Here is a 23,031-nt window from a genome sequence, read left to right as displayed (position 1 = left end):
TCCTGAGCGTGAACATGAAACGACTGCTTGCCGAGGTCAATACCGATGAGCGTAACGTTTTGCATGATGATCCCCTTCAGAAAGAAAAACACCCTGCCAGCGTACCGCTCACAGGGTGGGGGTGACCATCTCATTAACCGGAGCCCAGGCTCCGGTTTTGTCGTTTTGGCGCCGCGTTACTGCTGCGCTTTCAGCCAGGCGATCTCTTCCGCCCAGATATCCGGGTTTACCGTTTCCAGAATCAGCGGGATATTGTCGAAACGCGGATCGCGCATGATGTAGCTGAACACCGTTTTGCCGATGTTGCCTTCCCCCAGGCTGTGGTGGCGGTCGACGCGGCTGTTGAACTCGCTCTTGGCGTCGTTCAGGTGCATGCCGCGCAGGTAGTTGAAGCCGACGATGTCGCCGAGCTGTTTGAAGGTGTGTTCGCAGTCTTCTTCGGTGCGCAGATCGTACCCGGCGGCGAAGGCGTGGCAGGTGTCGATGCAAACGCCGACGCGGCTTTTGTCTTCCACGCCGTCGATGATCGCCGCCAGGTGCTCGAATTTGAAGCCCAGGTTGCTGCCCTGGCCGGCGGTGTTTTCGATCACCGCCGTCACACCGGCGGTTTTATCCAGCGCGATGTTGATCGATTCGGCGATGCGCGCTAGGCACTTGTCTTCATCGATTTGCAGCAGGTGGCTGCCGGGGTGGAAGTTCAGCAGCGTCAGCCCCAGCTGTTCACAGCGCTGCAGCTCGTCGATAAATGCCTCGCGCGATTTTTCCAACGCCTCGGCCACCGGGTGGCCCAGGTTGATCAGGTAGCTGTCGTGCGGCAGGATCTGCCCCGGCCCGAAGCCGTACTGGGCGCAGGCGCTCTTGAACTTATCGATCACGTCGGCGGCCAGCGGCGCGGCCTTCCATTGACGCTGATTTTTGGTGAACAGGGCGAACGCGGTCGCCTCCAATTCGTGCGCGCGGATAACCGCCTGATCCACGCCGCCTGACGCGCTGACATGTGCACCGACAAACTTCATCTTCATTCTCCTGTGTTATCGGTGACATTATGGCATTGATGGCGGGCGGAATAAATGCGGCCCGCCGAAGCGAGCCGCAGAAGGGGCAGAAGGGAGTGATTAGAGCCAGTGTTGCACCAGCTGGTTTATCGCGCCGCCGCCGACCAGCAGCCAGACGAACAGCAGCGTGGCCAACAGAATCGGTTTCATCCCGGCCTGGCGCACGGCGCTGATGTGGGTGGTCAATCCCAGCGCCGCCATTGCCATCGCCAGCATCCAGGTGTCGGCGGTGATCAGGTGCTGCACCAGCGTGGCCGGCAGCAGGTTGAAGGAGTTCAGCCCGGCGACGGCGATAAACAGCACGGCGAACCACGGAATGGTAATGGCGGATTTTTCCGCCTTGCCTGCGCCGCCGCGGCTGATGTAGCCCGACAGCAGCAGCAGGAACGGCGCCAGCATCATCACGCGGATCATCTTGGCGATCACCGCCGCATTTTCGGCGTCAGGCCCGATGGCGTGCCCGGCCGCAACCACCTGAGCCACTTCGTGGATGGTGGAGCCGGCGTAGATGCCGAAGGTTTCCTGGCTGAACGGCAGCCACTGGAAGTGTTCGTTCAGCTGATACAGCCATGGGTAGGCGAAGATCGCCAGGGTGCCGAACACCACCACGGTCGAGACCGCCACCGCTACTTTACTGGAGTCGGCCTTCAGCACCGGCTCGGTGGCCATCACCGCCGCCGCGCCGCAAATGCTGCTGCCGGCGCCGATCAGCATCGCGGTCTGGCTGTCGATGCCGAACACTTTCTTGCCGAGCCAGCAGGCCAGCAGGAAGGTGGTGGTCAGGGTCAACGCATCGATGATGATGCCGCTGGCGCCCACGTCGGCGATCTGCTGAAAGGTCAGGCGGAAGCCGTACAGGATAATGCCCAGACGCAGCAGGCGTTGTTTAGCCAGCTGTACGCCGCCGTGACAAACGGTTTGCCAGCGGGGATACAGCGTGTTGCCCACCAGAATGCCGAACAGGATCGCCAGCGTCAGCGCCCCCAGGCCCAGCTCTGCCACCCAGGGAATGTCGCCGGCCCAGACGGCCAGCGCGGTGAGCGCGCCGGTCAGCGCCAGCCCCGGCACCAGCCGCGGCAGGCCGAACAGCGGAAAGCGTCGCTCGGGGTAAGTATGAGTGGTATCAGTCGCCATAAAAGTCAGTCCTTCAGTCTGTTTCTTGCTGCCAAGAGTACGTTTGGGCTGAATAAAAGAGAAATTGATTATATATTTATAACCTATCTGAATAAGTGGTATGGCGTCAGGCATTGGCATACAGCCGCATTGCGGCTAGGGTGAGGAGGAGCGGCGAACCGCCGTCAACTTTCCAACTGAACAGGAGCAGGCGATGGATACCGACGATCAACGCAGAGAGCAGATAGACCGGGAAGTGGGCCGCGCGGTGCGGCGGTTGATTGAAGAAAACAAGGCGATCGACCGCGACCATCTCGTGGCGATGCTGCAATTGATACAGCGGGACGAAGCCGGCACACCGCGCGAGGCGGCGCTGGCTGCGGCGGCGCAGCTGGTCGCCTTGGGTAAGTAGCGCGCCGAATTGGCCGTAAACGGGGTGGCCTCGCTGGGCTCTCCACAGCATGTTGACATCATTTTGCGGTTCTCTGGCAGAACCCTTTTTCATTACCGGGACGGCTATGCATATCACGTTGCGTCAACTGGAAGTCTTCACCGAAGTGCTGAAAAGCGGTTCGACCACTCAGGCCTCGGTGGTGCTGGCGCTGTCGCAGTCGGCGGTCAGCGCGGCGCTGGCGGATCTGGAGGGGCAGCTGGGCGTGCAGCTGTTCGATCGCGTCGGCAAACGGCTGGTGATCAACGAGCACGGCCGGTTGCTGTATCCCAAGGCGCTGGCGCTGCTGGAGCAGGCGGGGGAGATCGAGCAGCTGTTTCGCCATGACGGCGGGGCGCTGCGCATCGCCGCCAGCAGCACCATCGGCAACTACATGCTGCCGGAGATGATCGCCCGTTACCGCCGGGATTTTCCGGCCACGCCGCTGGAGCTGAACGTCGGCAATAGCCAGGACGTGATCGTGGCGGTGGCGGATTTCCGCGTCGATCTGGGGTTGATCGAAGGGCCTTGCCATATGCCGGAGCTGGTGACGCAGTCGTGGCTGGAGGACGAGCTGGTGGTGTTCGCCGCGCCGGACAACCCGCTGACCCGTCAGCCGCCAACGCTGGAGGCGCTGGCCAATGCCCCTTGGATCCTGCGCGAGCGCGGTTCGGGCACCCGTGAGGTGCTGGATCATCTGCTGTTGGCGCACCTGCCGCATTTCCAACTGGTGATGGAGCTCGGCAACTCGGAGGCGATCAAGCATGCGGTGCGGCACGGCATCGGCATCAGTTGCCTGTCGCGGCGGGTGGTGGCGGAACAGCTGGCCAGCGGCGCGCTGGTGGAACTGCCGGTGCCGCTGCCGCCGCTGCGGCGCACCCTGTACCTGATCCGCCATCGGCAAAAGCACATTTCCAACGCCTTGCAGCGTTTTCTCAGCTATTGCGCGCTGTAATCGACAGCGCGTCACGCCCTCTGCTGCCGCGCAGACCGAAGAAAGCATAAAAACCTGCGCGCGCTCACATTAATGAGAGTAAGTAAGGCCATAAGGGCCGCGGCTAATAATTGCCTCTGAATTATGAAGCTATCTTATATCAGTGCAATGTTGCTAGTTCACCGGCGGGTATTTGTTACAATCCGCCCTCATTTTTTCAAAGAGCAGATAGGGTACGAATGGCTCAGCAGGATATAAAAACATCGGGGCAGCAAGCACCCGGATTGCGCCGCGAGCTGAAAGCCCGGCATTTGACCATGATCGCCATCGGCGGCTCCATCGGCACCGGCCTGTTTGTCGCCTCGGGCGCCACGGTTTCTCAGGCAGGCCCCGGCGGGGCGCTGTTGTCTTACGCTCTGATCGGTTTGATGGTGTACTTCCTGATGACCAGCCTGGGCGAACTGGCGGCCTTTATGCCGGTTTCCGGTTCATTCTCCACCTACGGCGCCAAATACGTGGAAGAAGGCTTCGGCTTCGCGCTGGGCTGGAACTACTGGTACAACTGGGCGGTGACCATCGCCGTTGACCTGGTGGCTTCGCAATTGGTGATGAGCTACTGGTTCCCGGACACCCCCGGCTGGATCTGGAGCGCGCTGTTCCTCGGCCTGATGTTCCTGCTGAACTACATTTCGGTGAAAGGGTTCGGCGAGGCGGAATACTGGTTCGCGCTGATCAAGGTCAGCACCGTGATTATCTTCATCGCCGTCGGCGTGCTGATGATCGTCGGCATTCTGAAAGGCGGCGAGCACGCCGGCTGGCAGAACTGGACGATAGGGGACGCGCCGTTCGCCGGCGGCTTCTCGGCGATGATTGGCGTGGCGATGATCGTCGGCTTCTCGTTCCAGGGCACCGAGCTTATCGGCATCGCGGCCGGCGAATCGGAGAACCCGGGTAAAAACATCCCGCGCGCGGTGCGTCAGGTGTTCTGGCGTATTCTGCTGTTCTATATCTTCGCCATTCTGATCATCAGCCTGATCATTCCGTACACCGATCCGAGCCTGCTGCGCAATGACGTGAAAGACATCAGCGTCAGCCCGTTCACCCTGGTGTTCCAGCATGCCGGCCTGCTGTCGGCGGCGGCGGTGATGAACGCGGTGATCCTGACGGCGGTGCTGTCCGCCGGTAACTCGGGCATGTACGCCTCTACCCGCATGCTGTACACCCTGGCGTCGGAAGGCAAGGCGCCGCGCATCTTCGCCAAGCTGTCGAAAGGCGGCGTGCCGCGCAACGCGCTGTATGCGACCTGCGTGGTGGCCGGGCTGTGCTTCCTGACCTCGATGTTCGGCAACCAGTCGGTTTACCTGTGGCTGCTGAATACCTCGGGCATGACCGGTTTCATCGCCTGGTTGGGCATCGCCATCAGCCACTACCGTTTCCGTCGCGGTTACATGCTGCAGGGGCGCGATCTGAACGACTTGCCATACCGTTCCGGGTTCTTCCCGCTGGGGCCGATCTTCGCCTTCGTGCTGTGCCTGATCATTACCCTGGGCCAGAACTACCAGGCCTTCCTGCAAGACAAGATTGACTGGTACGGCGTGACCGCCACCTACATTGGCATTCCGCTGTTCCTGCTGATTTGGTTCGGTTACAAGCTGTCGCGCGGCACCCGCGTCGTGAAGTACAGCGAAATGGAATTCCCGAAGATGGACGTGAAGTAATCTTCGGTGAGTGACACGCGGCGGGAGCTCCCGCCGCGTGTGGTTTTACTTTTTCCCGCCTTTGGCTTCCGCCAGTGCCTGCTGCGCCGAACTCATCAAATCTTCCACCGTCGCATAATCCTGCGTCAGCGCCAAAATGCCGGCGTTGAGTTGCATGTTCACCTCGCCGAACGCGCCAAAATCGTAGGGCGCTTCCAGCGGCGGCACAATGCGCGCCAGGAACTCGCTTTCCGCGCCGTAGGGCAGATCGTGCACCAGTATCAAAAACAGGCCGCCGGTGTAGCGGCAGACGTAGTCGCTGGGGCGGATCAGTGTCTTGAGGCGCTCGCCGACGGTGCGCAGCACGTCGTCGCCGATCTGCACGCCGTGGCTTTGGTAAAGCGCCGCCAGCGGGCCGAATTCAAGAATGAACAGGTGAGAGATTGGCTGTGTCGTACCAGGGCGGCAGATGTTGCGCATCACCGCCTCGCCGCCCGCGCGGTTGAGGAAGCCGGTCAGGCGATCGCGGTGGGACGCCTGCTGCTTCTCCCACGCCAGCGTGACGTGCTGTACCCGCTGGCGGTGGTAGCGCGCGATCATGCCATGGGCCAGCACCAGCCACAGCGGCGTGAGATCCGCCAGGACGAACAGGTTTTGCACGCGCGACAGCGGCGCCGCCAGCAGGTAGGGCAGCGTCAGCGCGATCACCTCAAGCAGCGCGAAACGCGGCGCGGCGGCATGGCGCTGCATCAGCCAGCAGGCCAGAGCGGTGATCGTCAGACCGGCGAACAGGATCAGCACAAAGCGGCCCGACAGCATCGCCAGCGCGGCGCTGGCGCCGACCAGCAGCATCCACAGCAACACCGTCACCAGCATGGCGTCCGGCCAGGCGGGTTGGCGCCTCTGTGCCAGCCAGGCGCGCCCGGCGGTCAGCAGCAGTAACAGCAGCAGCAGAACGATACCGACCAGCCGCTGGTTCAGCCAGGCGTACCCCACCAACAGCGCCGCCGGCCCCACGGCATTCAGCCAGGGAATGAGAGGAGAGGGCGTCAGCGTGAGCCGCAGCTGGCGTTTAAACGGCTCGTCATCGGCGTGCAGCGGGCTGTGCAACAGCCAGTTCAGCAGCGCCGGGCGTTTGGGCGTTACCGCCGGAGATGGACTTCTCATTACAGCCTCGTCAATAAGGCCGCTCTTGCGGCGGCCTGAAGTTTTTTGCACGCTCGGTGCTGTGATTTTGGATTCTATGTGGTTTTTTCGTTATTTGTCAGAGTCTGGTCGGATCAGGAATAACTTTCAGAATAATGAACCTGCTGGCCGCAGCGGGGGTAAACGCGATGGATTGAAGAATGGCGTGGAAAAACAATTTATTACATTTCGATAACGCCGTTTTCACCTATTGATATGATTGATAAGTATTATCGTTTGCTTTATTGTTGACGGCTGCGCGCAGGCTGTCGCCGCGCGCTTTCCGGTTTACGGCGGACGCTTTCGCGCCGCTGTCATGATGGTTGTAACAGGTATCTTAACGAATGAGCGTATCCACCGATCCCATGACTGACGCCAAGGGGCAACCCAACGCCGGCGTGATGGGGCGTTATCAGCATATTCTTCGCCATCGCCTGTTGATGATGGGCGTGTTGGCACTGGCGATCCTGGGGTCGCTGCTGCTGGATTTCACCATGGGGCCGTCCGGGCTGTCGCTGTCGTCCTTATGGCAAACGCTGCTTGACCCCGCGGCGGCCGATGCCGGCACGCGGGTGATCGTCTGGGACATCCGCCTGCCTTACGCGCTGATGGCGGTGGTGGTGGGGTTTGCGCTCGGCCTGGCCGGGGCGGAAATGCAGACCATCCTGAATAACCCGCTGGCCAGCCCCTTTACCCTCGGCGTGTCTTCCGCCGCGGCCTTTGGCGCCGCGCTGGCGATCGTGCTCGGCATCGGCATTCCGGGCATTCCCGATCAGTGGTTCATCTCCGCCAACGCCTTTATCTTCGCGCTGTTCGCCGCGCTGATGCTCGACGGCATCACGCGCTGGACGCGGGTCGCCACCTCCGGCGTGGTGCTGTTCGGCATCGCGCTGGTGTTTACCTTCAACGCGCTGGTGTCGATGATGCAGTTCATCGCCAGCGAGGACACGCTGCAGGGGCTGGTGTTCTGGACCATGGGCAGCCTGGCGCGCGCCTCGTGGGACAAGCTGGGCATTCTGTTCGGCGTGTTCGCCGTGCTGCTGCCGCTGTCGATGATGAGCTCGTGGAAACTGACCGCGCTGCGCCTGGGTGAAGACCGGGCGGTGAGCTTCGGCATCGACGTGCGCCGTCTGCGGCTGACCACGCTGCTGCGCATCAGCATCCTTTCGGCGCTGGCGGTGGCGTTCGTCGGGCCGATCGGCTTTATCGGCCTGGTGGCGCCGCACATCGCCCGCATGATCTTCGGCGAAGATCACCGTTTCTATCTGCCGGCCAGCGCGCTGATTGGCGCGCTGGTGCTGTCGATGGCCTCGGTGGCGTCGAAAAATCTGGTGCCCGGGGTGATCATTCCGGTGGGCATCGTCACGTCGCTGGTCGGGGTGCCGTTCTTCCTGAGCATTATTCTGCGCCACCGGGGGAACGTATGAGCCAGGGCCTGCGAATAGAACACTTCTCGGCGGGCTACCCGAAGCGCCAGGTGATCGACGAGCTCTCGGTGCCGATGCTGCCGCGCGGGCAAATCACCGTGCTGCTGGGGCCGAACGGCAGCGGCAAATCGACGCTGCTGCGCTCGCTGGCCGGGCTGAACCCGGCGCAGGGCAAGCTGTGGCTGGACGACGGCGATCTGATGCAGATGCCGTTCGCCCGTCGGGCGGAGAAAGTGGTGTATTTGCCGCAGTCGCTGCCCGCCGGGGTGCATCTGCACGTGCTGGAGTCGATCATCGTGGCGCAGCGCGCCTCGGGCGGCCGCAGCAACGCCGGCAGCGAAGCGGAGGTGATGGCTTTGCTGGAGCAATTGGGCATCGCCCACCTGGCGCTGAGCTATCTCGATCAGCTGTCCGGCGGCCAGAAACAGCTGGTGGGGTTGGCGCAGTCGCTGATCCGTCAGCCCTCGCTGCTGCTGCTGGATGAGCCGCTGAGCGCGCTCGATCTCAACTATCAATTCCACGTGATGGATTTGGTGCGCCGCGAAACCCGCAAGCGCAACATCGTGACGGTGGTGGTGGTGCACGACATCAACATCGCGCTGCGCCACGGCGACCACGTGCTGATGCTGCAGGATGGCGATCTGATCGCCGACGGCGCGCCGGATCAGGTGATTACGCCGCAGAGCCTGGCGCGGGTCTACGGCGTGCGCGGGCGTATCGAGCGCTGTTCGCAGGGCACGCCGCAGGTGCTGATAGACGGTCTGGTGAACCAGCCGACGATTTAATCCAAGAAAAAGCCCGGCATCGCCGGGCTTTCTTTATCGTGCCGCGTGGTTCAGCGCCTCGCTCACGCGTTCGACGACGTGCTGGGCGGTGACGATGCCGCCGGACAGATACACCTCGGCCGCCGGCAGGTAAACCACCTGGCCTTTTTTCACCGCCGTGGTTTTCTTCAGCGCGGTGCCGGTGAGGATCTTCTGCGGCGCCACCGCGTTCGGCCGCCCGGTCGCGGCGTCTCTGTCGATGACGAACAGCCAGTCCGGATTCAGTTTGGCCACCTGCTCTGGCGTCAGCTTGTTGCCGCGCACGTCTTTTTCGTCGGACTGCAGCGCAGACGAGAAACCGAGGGCGTCATAGACGAAGCTGAAACGGCTCTTGGGGGCGTAGGCGCTGATCTTGCCGCCGGAGAACAGCACCACCAGCCCGCGCCCGGCCTGAGCGGCCTGCGGTTTGACCGCCGCGATCTGCGCATCCAGCTTATCGACCGTCGCCTGTGCCTGTTGCTGCTTATCGAACAGCTCGCCCAGCTGCAGCGTGCGCTGTTTCAGGCTGCCCAGCTGATCCTGCGGATCGACGGACATGTTCAGCGTCGGCGCCAGCGCGTTCAGCTCGTCATAGGCTTTGGACGCCCGGCCGGCGATCAGGATCAGATCCGGCTTGGCGGCGCGCAGCACGGCCATATCCGGCTCGAACAGGGTGCCGGCATTGAGGTATTTGTCGTCCTGATAGCGCTTCAGGCTATCCGGCAAGTTCTTGCGGTTGCCGGGCAGCGCCAGCGGATCGACGCCCAGCAGCTGCAGCGTTTCCAACGAGGCGTAATCCAGCACCACGATGCGCTGCGGGTGCTTTTTCACCTCGGTGCTGCCGTTCAGGTGCTGGACGTTGACGGTGGCCGGGGTTGCGGCTACCGGCGTAGCGGTTTTGCTGTGGCAACCCGCCAGCGCCATCGCGGCCAGCAGGGCGATCATCAGGGGGGAGCGGCGTAATCTCATGGAGCTTCCTCACGGTGATGGAATGAAAAGGGCGCGCAGCGCGCGCCCGGGGGCATCAGAAGTTATAGGTCATGCCGACGGTGTAACGGCGGCCATCCAGCGTGGTGTTGTAGTGATCGTAATCCACGGTTTTGTCGAGGATGTTGTAGACCCCGCCGGTCAGCTGCAGGTTTTTCGCCGCCTGGTAGCTCAGGCCCGCATCGACGAAGGTGTAGGACGGTGTGCTCTTGGCCATCGAGGTGCGGCTCAGGTAGTCAGAGGTGCGGCTGCGGAAGTTAACGCGCGACCACAGGCTGAGGTCCTGCGTGGCGCGCCAATCCAGCACGGTGTTAACCATGTGCTTCGGCATCTGGTTGAGCGCCTTGCCCTGGAACTCGCCGCTCTTCTGCTCGGAAGCGGTGTAGGTGTAGTTGGTGTTCCACTTCCAGTCTTTGTTGATCTGCCAGCCGAAGGTGGCTTCCACGCCGCGCATGTTGGCTTTGTCGACGTTGACGCGATCGCTGATAAAGTCGTAGGACGTGCCGCCGATGGTGCAATCCGGCGTGTCTTCGCAGCGGCGTACTTCGGTGATCTTGTTCTTGAAGTCGGTGTTGAAGACGGTCACGCCGGCGTTGATGCCTTTCAGGCTATCCCACATCAGGCCGATTTCTTCGCTCAGGCTCTTCTCTGGCTGCAAATCCGGGTTACCGACGATGATGCCTTTACGCACGCCGCCGCCTGTGACCTGGCCCCAGTTAGGAGAGGATTGGCGCAGGTCCGGCGATTTGTAACCGGCGGAGACGCCGCCTTTCAGCGTCCACTGTTCGGTCAGGTGCCAGACGCCGTACATGCGCGGCGTCCAGTGGCTGCCGAAGTTTTCGTCCTGATCCATGCGGATGCCGGTTGTCAGACTGAAGTCGTTGGTCAGCGCCCATTCGTCTTCAGCGAACAATGCCCAGCTCCAGCGCGTCAGCTTGCTGAGACCTTGAGCCGATTCAAGCTGGTTACCGCCGTCGCCCAGTTTTTCATAGCGGTATTGGCCGCCGAGGTTCAGCATGTGGGAACCCAGTTCGAACTGGTTCTGGGTGTTGAAGATGGTGTTGTACATCTTCATGTTACGGCCTGGGTTATTGGTCTCTTCCCGCTGCACGTAGCTGGTGGAGTTGCCGAAGTCATAATAGCCGTTGTGGGTCAGCGCGTAGTTGGTGCGCGTATACAGGCTTTCGCTGCGGGACGTCGGCGAGCATTTGCCTCTGCTGCAGCGCTCCGCCACCACCGATTTGCCCGGCGTGCTGTTGCGATCTTGCAGAGAACGGCCGATTTCGAAGTCGAATTCGTTTTTCTCGTCCGGCGTCAGGGTGAACACCGCGGTGCCGCTGCGCATGCGCTGTTCGTTGTAACCGTTGACGATTTTATCTTCCGCGCGGCGCGACAGCAGGCCGTTGACCCGCAGGCCGAGCAGCCCTTCAACCAGCGGGCCGGAGGCGTAGGCGTTGGTCTGGAACAGATCGCCGGAATCGCGGTTTTCCTGAATGGTGGCGTCGCCGTGCAGCGAGCCTTTCCACTCGGTGCGGGAGGTCTTGCGAGTGATGACGTTGATCACGCCGCCCATGGCGTCGGAACCGTACAGCGAAGACATCGGCCCGCGCACCACTTCGATGCGCTCGATGGCTTCCATCGGCGGCAGCCAGCCCTGTTCGATGCCGGCGTTGTCGCTGTTCGGACGGGTGCCGCGGGTGTCGACACGCTTGCCGTCCACCAGGATCAGGGTGTACTTGGAGGACATGCCGCGGATGCTGATGTCACTGCTGCTGGCGCCGCCGGTGATCACCACGCCCGGCACGTCTTTCAGCGCGTCGGTCACGTCGCGATAGGCCTTGTCTTCGATCTGCTGGCGCGGGATCACCGAGATGGAAGCGGCGGAGTCCTGAATTTTTTGCTGGAAGCCGGAGGCGGTGACGACCATGGTGTCCTGGGTGTCGTCCTGCGGCGCGGCCAGCGCGGCGGTGGCGCTGAGTGAGGCGATCACCAGAGCGGCGAGCTTGCTGTAACGTGGCGTTTCCATGAGGTAAACCTTTCCTGGATTGAAGTGAAAGTAATTAACCAATTGAATTTCTAATGAAATTGTTCGTCTTTCGCTGAGAAATGCTTAGCTTCGTCAACGTTGCGTGAGGCTATTGTAAGGATTTTTTTCTGAATGTAAACGCTAATGATAATCCATATCATTTGTATGCTGGTTTTGCTGGCGGGAAAGTTTAACCGGATGAATTAAAGGGAAAAGCGGCGCAGCGGGCGTGCGCCGGGGAGGATCAGCGTTTCTGTATATAGGTGATGGCCAGCGCCAGCGCCAGCACCAGGCCTTTGATAATGTCCATGGCGTAGTAGGGCACCGACAGCATCACCAGCCCGTTTTGCAGCACGCCGAGGATCACCGCGCCGATCAGCGTGCCGAGCGCATTAGGTTTGCCGGCCCCGGCCAGCGAGAAGCCGATATAGGCCGCCGCCACCGCGTCCATCAGATAGCCGCCGCCGGCGTTGACCTGCGAAGAGCCGATACGTGACGCCAGCAAGATGCCGCCAAGCGCCGCCAACCAAGAGGAAATGACATAAGCGGCAACCCTGTAACGCACGGTGCGGATGCCCGAAAGGCGCGCCGCCTCGGGGTTGCCGCCGATGGCATACATGCGGCGGCCATGCTTGGTCAACGACAGGAACAGCTGCAGCGCCACGGTGACCGCCAGCATGATCAGCACGATCACCGGCACCTGGCCGAGGGCGGAAAACACCTCCGGAATCAGGCCTTCCGCCATGTCGCCATTCGGCAGCACCATGTTTTGGGTGATGGATCCGCCGTAGCTGTAGGTCATCGCCACGCCCTGGATCACGAACAGGCTGGCCAGCGTCGCCAGCATATCGGGAATTCTGAACACCACGATCAGTAGGGCGTTGAACAGGCCGACCAGCGTGCACAGCAGCAGCGTTACCACGATGGCGCCGGTGGTGCCGAACCCGTGCCAGACGAACAGCGAAATCACCAGCGCGTTGGCCAGCGAGGCGGTCGAGCCGACCGACAGATCGAAACCGCCGACCGACAGCGAGATAGAGACGCCGATGGCGATCACCGTCACGATGGCGATCGAACGCAGGATATTGATGATGTTGTTGGCATCGAGGAAGTTGTCCGACGCCAGGCCGAACAGGGCGATCAGCGCCGCCACGGTCAGCAGCATGCCCCATTTGTAGAGGAAATCGAACAGCTGTTGGCGCAAGGGCAGCGCAGGCCGCAGGGCTAATTCTTTACTCACGCAGGGGTTCCTCCGGTGGAATAGAGCAATAAGGTTTCTTCGTCGATGTCGGCGGCGTTCAACTCCGCCACGATGCGGCCGTCCCACAGCACGCAGATGCGATCGCACAGGCCAACCAGCTCGGCGAACTCGCCGGAGGCGTAAATCACGCCTTTGCCGGCGCGCGCCAGGCCGTCGATCAGGCTGAACAGCTCTTGCTTGGCCTTGATGTCCACGCCCTTGGTCGGTTCATCGAAGATCAGCACCTCGGCGTCGCCGCGCAGCCATTTGCCGATCGCCACTTTTTGTTGATTGCCGCCGGACAGGCGCGCCAGCCGCTGTTGCGGGCCCGAGGCGCGAATGTTCAGGCGCTGCATGATCTCGCGCGCCCAGCGCAGCTCTTGTCGCCGGCTGAACAGGCTCCAGCGCGAGAAGCTGTCGTCGGCGCTGACGCTCAGGTTCATCGGGATCGCCTCATCGATGAAAATGCCTTCTTTGCGGCGTTCCTCCGGCACCAGCGCCAGCCCCTGTTCGACCGAGAGATGCGGCGCACGCGGCGCCCAGGGCTGCCCGCGCAGTTCGCCGCGCTCAAGCTGCACGGCGCTGGCGCCGAACAGCGCTTTGCATAGCTCGGTTTTGCCGGCTCCCGCCAGCCCGGCGATGCCGAGAATTTCGCCTTCATGCAGCCGCAGCGAAACGTCGCGCAGCTTGTGGCGATCGCGCAAGCCTTGCACCTGCAGCAGCGTTCGCTCGGCGTGCGGCGGGCGCGGCGGCGGGAAAATATCGTCCAGCCGATGACCGAGCATCTTCTCGACGATCTGTTCGCCGCTCAGCCCGCGCATGGCGTCCTCGCTGACGCGCCGGCCGTCGCGCAGCACCGTCAGCCGATCGCAAATGTCGCTCAGTTCGTGGATGCGGTGGGAAATAAATACGATGCCGATACCTTCGGATTGCAGGCGGCGCACCACGTTAAACAGGCGCTCGCTCTCGGCGCGATCGAGCGGGGCGGTCGGTTCGTCGAGCACCAGAAAACGGCAGCGGTGCGACAGCGCGCGCGCCAGCAGCACCTGCTGTTTTTCCGCCAGCGTGCAGTCCGCCAGCCGCCTGCGCGGGTTGAGCGGCAGCGCCCATTGCTGCAGCAGCTGCGCGGCGCGGCGGTGCAGCTCCGCCCAATTCAGCCAGTGGCCCGGTTCGTTCAGCCAGTCCAGCATGATGTTTTCCGCCACCGACAGCGTGGGGATCAGCGCGACGTCGACCTCTTGCTGCACCACGTGAATACCGTGGCGGCGCGCCTGCAGCGGGGAGTGGATCGCCACCGCCTGGCCGTCGATCAGGATCTCGCCGCGATAATGATCGTGGGCGCCGGAGAGGATCGCCATCAGCGTCGACTTGCCCGCGCCGTTGGCGCCGACCAGCGCGTGGATTGAACCGCCCTGCAGCGTGAAGTCCACGTCCTGCAGTGCGTTGAAACCGGCGAAGGCGATCGAGATATTGCGCATCTCGAGGCGCGAAGGCGGTGCGGTTGACATAGGGTATTAAGGCCGTTTAGATGTTTAGATGGCTGATTTGCTCTGTTGTAACACAGATTGCGCCGTTGGCAACCAACAAAATGGCATAACGGCGGTGAAAAACGCGTTGGCGGGCGGGGCGCAACCCGCGTCGGGCTGCGCCGGTGCGAGAAGCGCTCAGAAGGTGGTGGGGGTGTGTGCGCTGACGATGCGGCAGATGCGCGCCGAGGTATTGCTGAAGCTGTGCGGAATGCCGGTGTTGATGGCGTAACTCTGGCCGGCGGTCAGGCAGTAGCTCTGGCCGTTGATGGTCAGCACGATCTCGCCCTCCAGCAGGGTGCCGATCTCTTCGCCCTGGTGCTTGATCTTTTCACCGGTGGTGGTGCCGGGCTGGTAGGTTTCCAGCATCATCGCCAGGTTACGCGTCGGGCTGCCGTTGTGCACCAGCTTCATCGACACCCCCTGGCTGCCGATCTCAATCAGATCCTCGGCGTCGATCACCACGCGCGGCTCGTCGACGGCTTCCGGTTCGGCAAAGAATTCAGACAGCGACAGGCCATACACCTTCAGCAGCTTTTGCAGCGTGCTGATGGCCGGGCTGACCTTGTCCTGTTCGATGGTGCTGATCGCACTGTGGGTTAACCCGGACAGTTCGGCGACCCGGCGCTGCGACAAACCCAATTGCTGACGGATCTGCGACAGGCGTTTGCCCGGTGCCAAGCTGGCTTCGCTCATAGCGGTACTTCCTTCTGGTAGGGGCGACAGGCAGACATGAATATCGCTATCGGGCGCCTGTCTGGGCGATAACGATGCTGCATGATATCGGTAGTTAGGGCAGGTTTGGAAAATATATTGCCCATGTTCACTCTCGGTGCGTTGGACGAAATAGTTGACGTAAAAATGGCGGCAAGGCCTTTTCGGTCAATATTTTATCAATTTAGCAGCCGGCGGCGAATAATCAAACAGGATTGTAACATTTGCAAACCTATTCTGTTAAGACTATGTTTCATGGTGTGGATGTTATTTTGAGCGCCCGGCAGCGGCGCAGCCTGGCGAGAAATCCAATCATGTGTTGAATCGAACGGCGGACGGGCGCCAACGCGCCTTAAGAGCATAATGGCGGGTGACGTATGCAAACCAATAGCGCAGCAGTTGAACATTTTGCACAGCATCATGAAGAGAGGCGAAGTAGCGCGTTCCAAAATGAGGTTGCTCATTATTTGGAACGCCATCCCGCCACGCAGTATGTCGATATCCTTCTCACCGATCTCAATGGTTCCTTCCGCGGCAAACGCATACCCGTCTCAGGGTTGAAAAAACTGGAAAAAGGCAGCTACTTCCCCGCGTCGGTGTTCGCCATGGACATCCTCGGCAACGTGGTGGAGGAGACCGGCCTTGGGCAAGAGCTCGGCGAGCCGGACCGCATTTGCCTGCCGGTGCTCGGCTCGCTGACGCCGTCGGCCGCCGATCCGCAGCATATCGGCCAGGTGCTGCTGACCATGCTGGATGAAGATGGCACTCCCTTTGACGTTGAACCCCGCAATGTGTTGAACCGCGTGTGGCAGGCGCTGCGACAGCGCGGCTTGTTCCCGGTGGCAGCGGTAGAGCTGGAGTTTTATCTCATCGATCGGCAGCGCGACGCGGAGGGCGATCTGCAGCCGCCGTGCGCGCCCGGCACCCAGGAGCGCAACACCCAAAGCCAGGTGTACTCCGTCGATAACCTGAACCATTTCGCCGAGGTGCTGAACGACATCGACGCGCTGGCGAAGCTGCAGGGGCTGCCGGCGGACGGCGCGGTGGCGGAGGCGTCGCCGGGGCAGTTCGAGGTCAACCTGCGTCATACCGACGATATTTTGCTGGCCTGCGACCACGCGCTGGCGCTGAAACGGCTGGTGCGGCTGGTGGCCGAGAACCACGACATGCACGCCACCTTTATGGCCAAGCCCTACGAGGATCATGCCGGTAGCGGCATGCACGTGCATGTCAGCATGCAGGACGGCGCGGGCAACAACCTGTTCGCCGACGACGAAGGCGAGGATTCGCCACTGCTGAAACAGGCGCTGGCCGGGATGATCACCCTGATGCCGGCGTCGATGGCGCTGCTGGCGCCGAACGTCAACGCCTACCGGCGTTTCCAGCCTGGGATGTATGTGCCGATCCAGGCCGCCTGGGGCCACAACAACCGCACCGTGGCGCTGCGCATTCCCTGCGGCGAACCGGAGAACCATCGGGTGGAGTATCGCGTGGCCGGCGCCGACGCCAATCCATATCTGGTGATGGCGGCGATCCTGGCCGGCATGCTGTACGGGCTGGACAACGCGCTGCCGCTGCCTGAGCCGGTGACCGGCAACGGGCTGGAGCAGGAGGGGCTGCCGCTGCCGATCCGCCAGAGCGACGCGCTGTACGAGTTTGAGCATCAGCACGCGCTGACCCACTATCTGGGCGAGCGTTTCACCCAGGTTTATCACGCCTGCAAGACCGACGAACTGCTGCAGTTCGAGCGGCGGGTGACGGAAACCGAGATTGACTGGATGTTGAAAAATGCCTGAATGGGCGTATAAAGTAAGAGGTATGTGCGGCCGACCGGCCTGCCGGTAGTGGATTAATTCGCCTGCCGGGCCGGTTTTCCGTTCGATCGACAAAAAGAATTTGTATTTGAGGGCTTCCGGATCTTGTCATCCGGAGGCATTCTGGTGCAAAATATCTCAAATGCAGATAGCCGACGTTTTAACGCGTCGGTTATTTTTTTTGCATTAAGTTTTACCAACGTAGCGTTTCATACACCAAGCGAGGCCGGACACCGATCCGGATAGATAAATAGTTTCGTGCACGATCAAACAAAACTTTATGGTCGTGACTCATGAGGATTAGAAAGATGGGGCAATTTTTCACTTTAGCACCGGTGCCCGCCGGTTTCCGCTGTGGCCGCAGCGACTATGGAGCAGCCGAGGTTACCTCGACCCGTTATCCAGCTTACAATCCCCTTCTTTTAGAATTAAGTCGCTCGTTGCGAAGTTTCCCCGCAACCTTAAGTCTTGGCGTGTCCGCCATCCGCAAGGCTCAAGGTAAGGGGGGGCTGAACAATGTCCGATAACACCCTCAACGCCGCTCCGGCTCAGCGCACTCAGCTGCGTAAAACCCTGACTTTGGTTCCGGTAGTGATGATGGGCCTGGCTTATCTGCAGCCAATGACCATCTTCGATACCTTCGGCATCGTATCCGGCCTGACCGATGGTCACGTCGCGACCGCGTACGCCTTCGCTCTGCTGGCGATCCTGTTTACCGCCCTGAGCTACGGCAAGCTGGTGAAGAAGTTTCCTTCCGCCGGTTCCGCCTACACTTACGCCCAGAAAGCCATCAGTCCGCACGTCGGCTTTATGGTGGGCTGGTCATCGCTGCTGGACTACCTGTTCATGCCGATGATCAACATTTTGCTGGCCAAGATTTACCTGGAAGCGATCTTCCCGGGCGTCCCGTCCTGGATTTTCGTGGCGGTGCTGGTCGGCTTGATGACGATTTTCAACCTGCGCGGCATCAAGCTGGTGGCTAACCTGAACTCCATCATCGTGGTGGTGCAGGTGGCGATCATGATCGTGTTCCTCGGCCTGGTGATCAACGGCGTTTACCACGGCGAAGGCGCCGGTACGCTGGTCAGCAGCCGCCCATTCTGGTCCGATAACGCTCACGTGGTGCCGATGATTACCGGCGCGACCATCCTGTGCTTCTCGTTCCTGGGCTTCGACGGCATCAGCTCGCTGTCTGAAGAGACCAAAGACGCGGAAAAAGTGATCCCGAAAGCCATCTTCCTGACGGCGCTGATCGGCGGCATCATCTTTATCGTGGTGTCTTACTTCGTGCAGCTGTACTTCCCGGACATCTCGCGCTTCAAGGATCCTGACGCGTCGCAGCCTGAAATCATGCTGTACGTGGCGGGCAAATTCTTCCAGTCGGTGATCCTGGTGTTCTCCTGCGTGACGGTATTGGCGTCAGGCATGGCGGCGCACGCGGGCGTTTCGCGTCTGATGTACGTGATGGGCCGCGACGGCGTGTTCCCGACTCGTTTCTTCGGCTATGTACATCCGAAGTGGCGTACCCCGGCGCTGAACGTGCTGCTGGTTGGCGCCATCGCGCTGTCCGCCGTGTCGTTTGACCTGGTGACCGCGACCGCGCTGATCAACTTTGGTGCGTTGGTGGCCTTCACCTTCGTCAACCTGTCGGTGATTTCGCAGTTCTATATTCGCGACAAGATGAACCGCACCGTGAAAGACACGTTCAACTACCTGATCCTGCCGGTGCTGGGCGCATTGACCGTCGGCGCGCTGTGGATCAACCTGGAAGCCAGCTCGATGACGCTGGGCCTGGTCTGGGCGGCCATCGGTCTGATCTACCTGGCCTTCGTCACCCGCAGCTTCCGTCTGCCGGTGCCGCAAGCGAGCGAAGACGCCGCCTAAGCGCGAGCCGTCTCCTCAGCCACAAAAAAGGCCGCATTTGCGGCCTTTTCCTTTTCTGCTTGCTGCGGGTTTACCCCACCAACTCTTTGCCGTAATCGAACAGCGCTTTCAGCAGGGCGGTTTTCTCTTTGTCGCCTTCGTGCAGGTTATACAGCGATTCGAGCTGCAGCAGGTAACTCTGCACGCGCTCCGCGCTCAGCGCTTCCTGGCGGTGCTGCAGCCAGCGGCGCTGTTCGGCATCGTCCAGCGTATTCGGGTAGTTGCGCGCGCGGAAGCGGAACAGCAGCTCTTTCATGCGGCCGTCGCTGAAGGCCAGATCCAGCGCCGGCAGGTTCTGCGGCTTGGTCTGCTGGATAATCCTCATCGCCGCCTTGTCGGCGTCGCTGAAGAAGCCGTCATACAGCCGGGCGTCGACGTCGTCGGAGCCTTTGAACGGCTCGGCTTCGGCGAACAGCGCCACCACTTTCTCACGCACTTCCGGGTGCTGTTTCAGCAGCTGTAGGTTTTGCAGGCAGGCCTGGCGATCGATGCCCAGCCGCTCGGCGTTCTCCGGCAGCAGGGTTTTGGCCGGCGCCAGCACCGGGCATTTGTTGATGTGCACCAGCTTGATCGGCACCGGCGCCTGATCCGGCGCCAGGTCGTCGCGGCGGGTGTACAGCCGTTCACGCAGCTGCTCGGCGCTCAGCGTCAGCAGCGGCGTCATATCGCCGGCGAGATCGCACATGATCACCGCGTTTTTGTTGTCCGGGTGCCAGGCCAACGGCGACACCCAGCTGGTGTTGCCGCGCGCCGCGCCGAACATGCCGGAGACGTGCACCAGCGGCGTCATTTCGGCGACGTCGATCAGGGCGTTCAGCTTGTGCTTGTTGCGGTGCTGCAACAGGAAATCGAACAGCCGCGGCTGCGCCTGCTTGACCAGCTTGGCCATGGCGATGGTGGCGTAAACGTCCGACATTGCGTCGTGAGCCTGCGTGTGCTCGACGCCGTTGGCGCGCGTGAGATGCTCCAGGCGGAAGCTGGGGAAGCCGTCTTCGTTTTCCGGCCAGACGATGCCGTCCGGGCGCAGGGCGTAGCAGGCGCGCATCACATCCAGCAGATCCCAGCGCGAGTTGCCGTTTTGCCAGCTGTAGGCATAGGGATCGTAGAAGTTGCGATAGAAGATATTGCGGCTCACTTCGTCATCGAAACGGATGTTGTTGTAACCGAGAATGCAGGTGCCGGCCACGCTGAAGGCCTGGTGGATTTGGCGGGTGAATTCGGCTTCGTTAACGCCTTTGGCGCGCGCCACCTGTGGCGTGATGCCGGTGATCATCACCGCCTCGGGTTCCGGCAGGTAGTCGTCGGCCGGGGCGCAGTAGATGACCAGCGGCTCTTCGATAATGTTGAAATCCATATCGGTGCGCACGCCGGCAAACTGCGCCGGGCGGTCCAGCGACGGGCTTTTGCCGAAGGTTTCGTAATCGTGAATATAAAATGTGGCCGTTGCCTTGCTGCTCAAAATCGCGTCTCTTCAGTGGCGGATACAATATGCTTCTATTGTAACGGCGTAGGGAGCGATGCCAAGCGACGGTTAGCGAAATGCGCGCAATTACGCACGGCGATAGTAATCCAGCCGTTGATGAAAGTAGGGGAGCAGGTGGTCGGGGATCTGTCGTTCCGTTTCCGCCTGGGTCGAGGCGATGCCGTAGCGCTCATTGTAGATCACGCTGATGGCCAGCAAATCGGTTTCTATTTTTTCGCGTTGTGCCTGCGGTAAGCTATCCAGCTTTCGAGCCATCGTTATCTCCCTGTTAACTTTAGGGCATAATAGGATCGTTAGCGGGTATTGTCCCTACCCATTCCGGGGGGCGCTTGATGCCTGTGAGCTGGGTTGCGTGCAAGGGGGCTGGCTGTGGCGAGCGGCGAGCTCGCTCTCCGGGTGGTGAGCCTGGAAGCGATCCGCCCGGTTATACAGCGAACAGGCGCCGCTTATCACCGCCCCCCAAAACAGGGCGCACAGCAGCAAAACCCCCAACCAGATTTTTTGGTTATAGGTCATAAGTCCTCCACGGACGATAAGAGAAATAACATTGACCGCTAAATTAAATCAGGTGCTACATCAATGGTATTTAAACGGCAGAGATTAATCATAAAATAGATGAGATTCTTTTGTTACTAAATCCACGTTGGATGTATCAAAAGATTCCTTAAGATAATATTAAGAGAAGTGATTTCTGGCGCCGTAATTCTATTTAATATTTGTTTAAATACCCGCAGATACAATCTCCCACATTCAATACCAATGTGGATGACAATTATGAAAACGCTACTGTTGACCGGCGCTACCGGCTTTTTGGGTGGTGCGGTTCTCGAGAAATTATTGATTGAAAATCAGTATGTTAATTATCTTTTGCTGGTGCGCGCCGACGATGCACAACAAGGGCTGGCCCGTATTCGCGCGAATATGGAAAAGTTTAATATCGACGCGAGCCTGCTGTCTAAAATTACGATAGAAAATATATTGTTGGGCGACCTTTCCGAGCCGGCCGACTTTTTAACTGACGCACGTATTAACAAAGTCACGCACGTTATTAACTGCGCGGCCGTTGCTTCATTTGGTAATAACCCGCTCATTTGGAAGGTAAACGTAGAAGGCACTCTGGCCTTTGCCGAAAGAATGGCGCAGGTGCCGGGATTAAAACGTTTCCTGCACGTTGGTACCGCCATGTCCTGTTCGCCGGAGCCGGGTTCGCTGGTGGCGGAGAGCGGCGAGTTTGAGGAAGACGCCGAGCATCTGGTGGAATACACCCGTTCCAAATCCACCATCGAACAGCTGATGCGCCAGCGCTGCCCGCAACTGCCGCTGACCATCGCTCGTCCGTCGATCGTGGTGGGCCACACCCGCCTGGGCTGCCAGCCTTCCAGCAGCATTTTCTGGGTGTTCGGCATGGCGCTGATGCTGCGCAAATTCATGTGCTCGCTGCAGGACAATATCGATGTGATCCCGGCGGACTACTGCGCGGATGCGCTGGTGATGCTGATGAACAGCGAAACGCTGGAGAACGACGTTTATCACATCTCCGCCGGTGAGGAGAGCAGCGTCAGCTTTGCCGAAATCGACCGCGCCATGGCGGCGGCGCTGGAAAAGGCGCCGGTGGGCGATGAGTATGCGCAGGTGACCTATGACGCGCTGGTGAAAATGCGCCGCCAGCTGAAAGACATTTTCGGCCCGTGCAACGAGCGGCTGATGCTCAAGGCGATGCGCCTGTACGGATCGTTCGCCATGCTCAACGTGCGTTTCAGCAACGAAAAGATCCTCAAGCTGGGCATGCCGAAGCCGCCACGCTTTACCGACTATATCGCCGGCTGCGTGCAGTCGACCCGCGGGCTGTCTATCCAGCAGCAGATGGTGGTGGACTTCAAATAACCGCCGGGCGCACTGGGCGCCCGAGGTTGCTCCGCTACCAGGACGAAGAGGACCAGAAGACGCGGCCGAGCACCACCAGTTGCTCCTTGCGCTGCTGATAGCTGAGATGCTCGTCCTGGTACTCTTCCCGGTTGAGGGAGCGGATGACGACGCCGCCGTCCGGCTGCTCGATCAGCACCTTCACCCGCAGCAAATTGCCGTGGCGGATGGCGTAGGTCTTGCCTTCGCGGATGCGCGTGTCGTCGGTGTTGATGCCGACCACGTCGCCGTCCTGCAGACGCGGTTCCATGCTGGAGCCGGAGATGCGGATAATGCGCGCGGCGTTGACCGCCACCCCCATCTTGTGCAGATAGTAACGGCGGAAGATCAGCGAAAACTCCTCGCGATCGACGATTTCGTAGCAGCCGTCGCCGGCGGAAAAATCGATATCCAGCAGCGGGATCTCCACAAACTCTTCCTTGTCTTGTTCGGTATCTTCCCATACCACCGGTTTCAAACGGGCGGGCTGGAAGTCCGACTCCGCTGCCACGTTGTCAAACGGGCGTACCAGCTGCTTTTCGTGAAACACGTCGAACCAGCCCTTGGGCAAATTCAGCCGGGCCTCGATCCGCCTGGCCAGATTGTCGCCAAGATTGCGGGAGGATTTTTCCCCGATGATTTGGCTCAGCGTCGGCGCGGAAGACTCAACCAGCGTGGCGAATTCATTCTGGTTGACGCCTTGCCGGGCGTAGCGGGCCATCAATTCGCGCAGATTGTTGCGCCTGATTTCTTTAGTTTCCATCGTGCCATG

Annotated in this window: 20 protein-coding genes; 8 read left to right on the top strand and 12 right to left on the bottom strand. The window is 60.7% G+C overall.

What is annotated here, in order from left to right:
• Window positions 1–176 precede the first annotated feature (176 nt).
• Together nfo and REA38_RS02685 are read right to left on the bottom strand one after the other, a co-directional pair.
• Entirely contained in the window at window positions 177–1,016 is an 840-nt protein-coding gene (gene nfo / locus REA38_RS02690; RefSeq protein WP_049205268.1) for a deoxyribonuclease IV, read from the bottom strand.
• Between the two features lie 99 nt (window positions 1,017–1,115).
• Window positions 1,116–2,189 carry a YeiH family putative sulfate export transporter gene (locus tag REA38_RS02685; RefSeq protein WP_033653801.1) on the bottom strand — a complete coding sequence of 358 codons (1,074 nt, stop codon included), beginning with the start codon at window positions 2,187–2,189 and terminating at the stop codon, window positions 1,116–1,118.
• Window positions 2,190–2,382: 193 nt separating this feature from the next.
• Here REA38_RS02685 and REA38_RS02680 point away from each other — a divergent pair, with 193 nt between their 5' ends.
• The 3 genes from REA38_RS02680 (at window position 2,383) to REA38_RS02670 (ending at window position 5,250) form a co-directional block, all read left to right on the top strand.
• Complete coding sequence (locus REA38_RS02680; RefSeq protein WP_033647996.1) at window positions 2,383–2,580, top strand: hypothetical protein; 198 nt, start codon at window positions 2,383–2,385, stop codon at window positions 2,578–2,580.
• A gap of 106 nt (window positions 2,581–2,686) precedes the next feature.
• The gene (yieE, locus tag REA38_RS02675) at window positions 2,687–3,553 is read left to right on the top strand and encodes a DNA-binding transcriptional regulator YeiE (protein WP_308884892.1); all 867 of its coding nucleotides are present in this window, start codon (window positions 2,687–2,689) and stop codon (window positions 3,551–3,553) included.
• Between the two features lie 218 nt (window positions 3,554–3,771).
• Window positions 3,772–5,250 carry an amino acid permease gene (locus REA38_RS02670; RefSeq protein WP_033635259.1) on the top strand — a complete coding sequence of 493 codons (1,479 nt, stop codon included), beginning with the start codon at window positions 3,772–3,774 and terminating at the stop codon, window positions 5,248–5,250.
• A gap of 45 nt (window positions 5,251–5,295) precedes the next feature.
• On the opposite strand, the gene REA38_RS02665 is transcribed toward REA38_RS02670, so the two are convergent.
• Complete coding sequence (locus tag REA38_RS02665; protein ID WP_308884891.1) at window positions 5,296–6,396, bottom strand: diguanylate cyclase domain-containing protein; 1,101 nt, start codon at window positions 6,394–6,396, stop codon at window positions 5,296–5,298.
• Window positions 6,397–6,758: 362 nt separating this feature from the next.
• On the opposite strand from REA38_RS02665, the gene REA38_RS02660 reads away from it, so the two are divergent.
• Entirely contained in the window at window positions 6,759–7,841 is a 1,083-nt protein-coding gene (locus tag REA38_RS02660; RefSeq protein WP_031300718.1) for an iron ABC transporter permease, read from the top strand.
• Window positions 7,838–8,626 carry an ABC transporter ATP-binding protein gene (locus REA38_RS02655; protein ID WP_308884888.1) on the top strand — a complete coding sequence of 263 codons (789 nt, stop codon included), beginning with the start codon at window positions 7,838–7,840 and terminating at the stop codon, window positions 8,624–8,626. The genes REA38_RS02660 and REA38_RS02655 overlap by 4 nt, the downstream gene beginning before the upstream one ends.
• Window positions 8,627–8,659: 33 nt before the next feature.
• Here the strand turns inward: REA38_RS02655 and REA38_RS02650 are convergent, their stop codons facing one another.
• From REA38_RS02650 to REA38_RS02625, 6 genes are all read right to left on the bottom strand, one after another.
• Window positions 8,660–9,613, bottom strand: coding sequence for a siderophore ABC transporter substrate-binding protein (locus tag REA38_RS02650; protein ID WP_308884886.1), 954 nt, complete (start codon window positions 9,611–9,613; stop codon window positions 8,660–8,662).
• 55 nt (window positions 9,614–9,668) lie between these two features.
• On the bottom strand, window positions 9,669–11,657 hold the full coding sequence (locus tag REA38_RS02645; RefSeq protein WP_060438469.1) for a ligand-gated channel protein: 1,989 nt from the start codon (window positions 11,655–11,657) through the stop codon (window positions 9,669–9,671).
• Window positions 11,658–11,901: 244 nt separating this feature from the next.
• Window positions 11,902–12,897 carry an ABC transporter permease gene (locus REA38_RS02640; RefSeq protein ID WP_308884884.1) on the bottom strand — a complete coding sequence of 332 codons (996 nt, stop codon included), beginning with the start codon at window positions 12,895–12,897 and terminating at the stop codon, window positions 11,902–11,904.
• Window positions 12,894–14,405, bottom strand: a complete 1,512-nt coding sequence (locus tag REA38_RS02635; RefSeq protein WP_060436507.1) for a sugar ABC transporter ATP-binding protein — start codon at window positions 14,403–14,405, stop codon at window positions 12,894–12,896. Before REA38_RS02635 ends, REA38_RS02640 begins: the two co-directional genes overlap by 4 nt.
• A gap of 156 nt (window positions 14,406–14,561) precedes the next feature.
• Complete coding sequence (gene puuR, locus REA38_RS02630; protein WP_016927000.1) at window positions 14,562–15,119, bottom strand: HTH-type transcriptional regulator PuuR; 558 nt, start codon at window positions 15,117–15,119, stop codon at window positions 14,562–14,564.
• 197 nt (window positions 15,120–15,316) lie between these two features.
• On the bottom strand, window positions 15,317–15,601 hold the full coding sequence (locus tag REA38_RS02625; RefSeq protein ID WP_162057002.1) for a hypothetical protein: 285 nt from the start codon (window positions 15,599–15,601) through the stop codon (window positions 15,317–15,319).
• On the opposite strand from REA38_RS02625, the gene REA38_RS02620 reads away from it, so the two are divergent.
• Together REA38_RS02620 and REA38_RS02615 are read left to right on the top strand one after the other, a co-directional pair.
• A complete protein-coding gene (locus REA38_RS02620; protein ID WP_103830005.1) occupies window positions 15,515–16,933 on the top strand; it encodes a glutamine synthetase family protein in 1,419 nt (472 codons plus the stop codon). The genes REA38_RS02625 and REA38_RS02620 overlap by 87 nt on opposite strands.
• A 534-nt stretch (window positions 16,934–17,467) precedes the next feature.
• Complete coding sequence (locus tag REA38_RS02615) at window positions 17,468–18,835, top strand: APC family permease (protein ID WP_033647989.1); 1,368 nt, start codon at window positions 17,468–17,470, stop codon at window positions 18,833–18,835.
• 70 nt (window positions 18,836–18,905) lie between these two features.
• Here the strand turns inward: REA38_RS02615 and sbcB are convergent, their stop codons facing one another.
• Both sbcB and REA38_RS02605 read right to left on the bottom strand, forming a co-directional pair.
• Window positions 18,906–20,333, bottom strand: a complete 1,428-nt coding sequence (gene sbcB / locus REA38_RS02610; RefSeq protein ID WP_033635248.1) for an exodeoxyribonuclease I — start codon at window positions 20,331–20,333, stop codon at window positions 18,906–18,908.
• Between the two features lie 90 nt (window positions 20,334–20,423).
• Window positions 20,424–20,612, bottom strand: a complete 189-nt coding sequence (locus REA38_RS02605) for a DNA polymerase III subunit theta (protein WP_033635247.1) — start codon at window positions 20,610–20,612, stop codon at window positions 20,424–20,426.
• Between the two features lie 519 nt (window positions 20,613–21,131).
• Here REA38_RS02605 and REA38_RS02600 point away from each other — a divergent pair.
• Window positions 21,132–22,241: an SDR family oxidoreductase gene (locus REA38_RS02600; protein WP_308884883.1), complete on the top strand. Its 1,110-nt coding sequence runs from the start codon at window positions 21,132–21,134 to the stop codon at window positions 22,239–22,241.
• A gap of 34 nt (window positions 22,242–22,275) precedes the next feature.
• On the opposite strand, the gene REA38_RS02595 is transcribed toward REA38_RS02600, so the two are convergent.
• Window positions 22,276–23,022 (bottom strand): helix-turn-helix transcriptional regulator, encoded by a 747-nt coding sequence (locus REA38_RS02595; protein ID WP_004935623.1) that lies wholly within the window; start codon window positions 23,020–23,022, stop codon window positions 22,276–22,278.
• Between the last annotated feature and the right edge of the window lie 9 nt (window positions 23,023–23,031).

Source organism: Serratia sp. MF1(2023) (genome assembly GCF_030954545.1).
GTDB lineage: Bacteria > Pseudomonadota > Gammaproteobacteria > Enterobacterales > Enterobacteriaceae > Serratia > Serratia sarumanii.
Note: the sequence above shows the minus strand (reverse complement) of the source record. Positions and strands in the feature narration are given on the sequence as shown.